Genomic DNA, 3,769 nt, shown 5'->3' with positions numbered 1-3,769 from the left:
CATCCGCCGCGACGACCGGCTGTTTGCGCCCGATCCGGGCGATCAGCTGTTGGCCGATGACCAGATCTACGTGTTCACCCATTCCGAAGACGTCAATCGCGCGCTGGAAATCTTTGGCAAGAAGACCAAGAAACAGGAACGCGTGGTCATCATCGGTGGTGGCAACGTCGGGCTTGCGGTGGCCCGCGCGCTGGAAGCGCGGACTGACCGGGTGCGCGTCAAGATCATCGAGAAGGACCGCCCCACCGCCGAACGCGCCGCTGATGCGCTGGAACGCACCATCGTGCTGCACGGCGACGGCATGGATATCGACATGCTGATGGAAGCTTCCATCGACCGCGCCGATGCGGTTCTTGCCGTAACCGATGATGACAAGACCAACCTCCTCGTGTCGGTGCGCGCCAAACAGGCCGGCTGCCCGATGGCAATCGCCCTCGTCAACGATCCGACGCTTGCGCCACTGATGGCGCCGCTTGATATCGACGCCTATATCAATCCGCGTGCCACCACCGTGTCCTCGATCCTGCGCCACATCCGCCACGGCCGGGTGCGTGGCGTCTATTCCATCGGTGACGCCGAGGCCGAGGTGATCGAGGCGCAGGTTCTGTCCACGTCGCCGATCTCGGGCCGTCTGGTCCGCGAGATCGAATTTCCCGAGGGCGTGCTGGTCGGCGCGGTGATGAAGGGCGACAAGGTGCTGAAACCCACCGGCGATCTGCGCATCGACCCCGGCGATGTCGTGGCACTGTTCGCGATGTCCAGCGATGTGCCGGAAGTGGAGCGTCTGCTGCAAGTCTCCATCGACTTTTTCTGAAGCAGATGTTCGCGCGCCTCGCCGAACTGCCGTTGCTTGTGGTCCTCTTGGGCGCGACTGGCCTTTTCGCCCTGCTTCCCGCAACCCATGCGCTCATCCTGAATGACCATGCAGTGGCGCGGGATTTCTTCTATTCCGGTCTGGTCCTGCTGGTGCTGACGGTGATGCTGGCCATCGCCACGGCGGCCTACACGCCGCGCAACGCGGCACGCAGCCATCTCGCGGCATTGGCTGGCGCGTATATCCTGCTGCCCTTTGCCATGGCGCTGCCCCTTGTTCAGGCGGTGCCTGACACCACATGGACGAACGCCTGGTTCGAAATGATGTCCTCGTTCACCACCACCGGGGCAACCGTTTACGCGCCCGACCGCCTGACCCCGTCGATCCACCTCTGGCGCGCGACCGTGGGTTGGTTTGGCGGATTTTTCACCCTTCTGGCAGCCTATGCTATTCTGGCGCCACTTAACCTTGGTGGTGCCGAGGTGATTTCCGGCAGGGTTCCGGGGCGCGGTGCCAACGGGGCTACGCAGATTACCCGTGTGGCCGAACCTTCCGAACGGATCACCCGCTATGCGCTGAAGATCTTTCCGGTCTACACGGTGCTGACCCTGATATTGTGGATCGCCCTGCTGATCCTTGGCGATGATGGGGTAACCGCGCTGACCCACGCCATGGGAACCCTCTCTACCAGCGGAATTTCCGCCGAAGTCGGGTCGGCCTCTGCGCCCTCCGGCTTTGCGGGCGAGGTGATGATCTTCCTGTTTTTCGGTTTTGCCTTGACCCGCCGCGCCTTTCCCGGAACCGGCCTAGGCGCGCGCAAGCGTTCCATCGCCAGCGATCCCGAACTGCGCACCGCCGCGTTCTTGCTGCTTTTGGTGCCTTCGGTGCTGTTCCTGCGCCACTGGGTCGGCGACAGTACCGGCACATTCAGTGACCCGCTGGCGACGCTGTCCGCGCTTTGGGGGGCGGTCTTCACCGCAGCCTCCTTTCTTACCACCACCGGCTACGGGTCGGCGTCATGGTCCTCCACGACCGACTGGTCGGGTCTTGGCGCGCCGGGGCTGCTGCTGTTGGGCCTTGCAATCGTCGGGGGTGGGGTCGCTACCGCGTCGGGCGGAGTAAAGCTTTTGCGTGTCTACGCCCTGTTTCGGCAAGGCGAGCGGGAGTTGGAGATTATCATCCACCCCACCTCGATCGGCGGCGGCGGGTCGGATGCCCGCCGCTTGCGCCGCGAAGGTGCCTATATGGCATGGATCTTTTTCATGCTGTTCGCGTTGTCGATTGCGGTGATCATTGCGGCCCTGTCCCTGCTGGGGCTGGGCTTCGAATCCGCGATGGTGCTGACCATCGCGTCGCTTACCACCACTGGCCCGTTGGCCGACGTGGCGACCGTTGACCCAATTCCCTACGCGGGCTTGTCTGACGCGGTAAAAGTTACACTTGGGGTGGCCATGGTGGTGGGGCGCATGGAAACGCTTGCCCTGATCGCCCTTTTCGCGCCGGGCGGGTGGCGGCGCTAAGCTGTGGTCGGCGGCATAAACGACACTATGTAACGGTCTGATCTTTGTGCTGGAATCTCTTCGGAAGGCACTCCATACTTAACACCGACTGCCTGTGGCGGTGAAACAGGGCTATGAACGAAGCGACAGAAAAACAAGGCAAAAAAGCAATGGCCTCCGACAAGCAAAACTTGCAAGACGCGTTCCTGAATCATGTTCGGAAGGCGAAGGTTCCGGTGACGATCTTTCTGATCAACGGGGTGAAGCTGCAAGGCGTCATCACCTGGTTCGACAATTTCTGCGTGCTGCTTCGCCGGGATGGGCAATCGCAGCTGGTCTACAAGCATGCGATTTCCACGATCATGCCGGGGGCACCTATCAGCCTCTATGAAGGGGAAGACTGATCTCCGATCACCCCGAGGATGACGACGATCCGGACCTGCTGCCACCGCGCAGCGGGCGGCTTGCGCATGACACCGCCCCGGCGCCGACCCGCGCCTATGTGCTGCATCCGGCGCTGAAATCCGCGCAGACCCGCAGGCTTCCCGAACACGGGCTGGCCGAAGCCGTGGCCCTCGCAGCGGCGCTGCCTGACCTTGAAGTGACTGGCTCCGAAGTGGTCAGGCTGGCCCGTATCCAGCCCGGAACCCTGCTTGGTACCGGCAAGGTGGAGGAATTGAAGACCCGCTTTGCCGATCTGAAGGTGGAACTGGTGCTGGTCGACGGCACCGTGTCACCCGTGCAGCAGCGCAATCTGGAAAAGGCCTGGGGCGTCAAACTGCTGGACCGCACCTCGCTGATCCTTGAGATTTTTGCCGACCGCGCCCGCACCCGTGAAGGGGTGCTGCAGGTTGAACTGGCCGCGCTCAGCTATCAGCGCACCCGCCTTGTCCGCGCCTGGACCCACCTGGAACGCCAGCGCGGCGGTTTCGGCTTTGTCGGCGGTCCTGGCGAAACCCAGCTTGAATCCGACCGTCGCGCCATCGACGATCAGGTGATCCGCCTGAAACGCCAGCTGGACCGTGTGGTCAAGACCCGTGAACTGCACCGCGCGTCGCGCCGAAAGGTGCCGTTTCCGCTGGTGGCGCTGGTGGGCTACACCAATGCCGGAAAGTCCACGCTTTTCAACCGCATGACCGGGGCCGAGGTGCTGGCCAAAGATATGCTTTTCGCCACGCTTGACCCCACGATGCGCGGCATTGAATTGCCTTCTGGCCGCAAGATCATCGCCTCCGACACTGTGGGCTTCATCTCTGACCTGCCCACGCAACTGGTTGCCGCCTTCCGCGCCACACTGGAAGAGGTGCTGGAAGCCGATCTCATCCTGCACGTCCGCGATATCAGCCATCCCGAAACCGCCGAACAGGCGCAGGACGTGACTGACATCCTCACCTCGCTTGGTGTAAAGCCGTCCACCCCGCTGATCGAGGTCTGGAACAAGCTTGATCTCGTCGCC

At 62.7% G+C, this 3,769-nt stretch carries 4 protein-coding genes; all 4 read left to right on the top strand.

Annotated elements, in window-relative coordinates:
* Positions 1-814 (top strand): Trk system potassium transporter TrkA (gene trkA, locus RMO18_RS08765; RefSeq protein ID WP_309665292.1); only part of this gene is annotated, 814 nt, incomplete at its 5' end.
* Positions 815-819: 5 nt separating this feature from the next.
* Complete coding sequence (locus RMO18_RS08760; RefSeq protein WP_309665290.1) at positions 820-2,334, top strand: potassium transporter TrkG; 1,515 nt, start codon at positions 820-822, stop codon at positions 2,332-2,334.
* 149 nt (positions 2,335-2,483) lie between these two features.
* Positions 2,484-2,717 (top strand): RNA chaperone Hfq, encoded by a 234-nt coding sequence (hfq, locus tag RMO18_RS08755; RefSeq protein ID WP_300852864.1) that lies wholly within the window; start codon positions 2,484-2,486, stop codon positions 2,715-2,717.
* Positions 2,718-2,752: 35 nt separating this feature from the next.
* A partial coding sequence (hflX, locus tag RMO18_RS08750; protein ID WP_309665293.1) for a GTPase HflX occupies positions 2,753-3,769 on the top strand: 1,017 nt, incomplete at its 3' end.

The sequence above is a fragment of the Tabrizicola sp. genome (assembly GCF_031377265.1).
Lineage (GTDB): Bacteria > Pseudomonadota > Alphaproteobacteria > Rhodobacterales > Rhodobacteraceae > JAUYQR01.
Note: the sequence above shows the minus strand (reverse complement) of the source record. Positions and strands in the feature narration are given on the sequence as shown.

Coding starts and splice junctions, on each gene's coding strand:
- RMO18_RS08760 (WP_309665290.1), top strand. CDS start 820: ATGTTCGCGCGCCTCGCCGAACTGCCGTTGCTTGTGGTCCTCTTGGGC.
- hfq (WP_300852864.1), top strand. CDS start 2,484: ATGGCCTCCGACAAGCAAAACTTGCAAGACGCGTTCCTGAATCATGTT.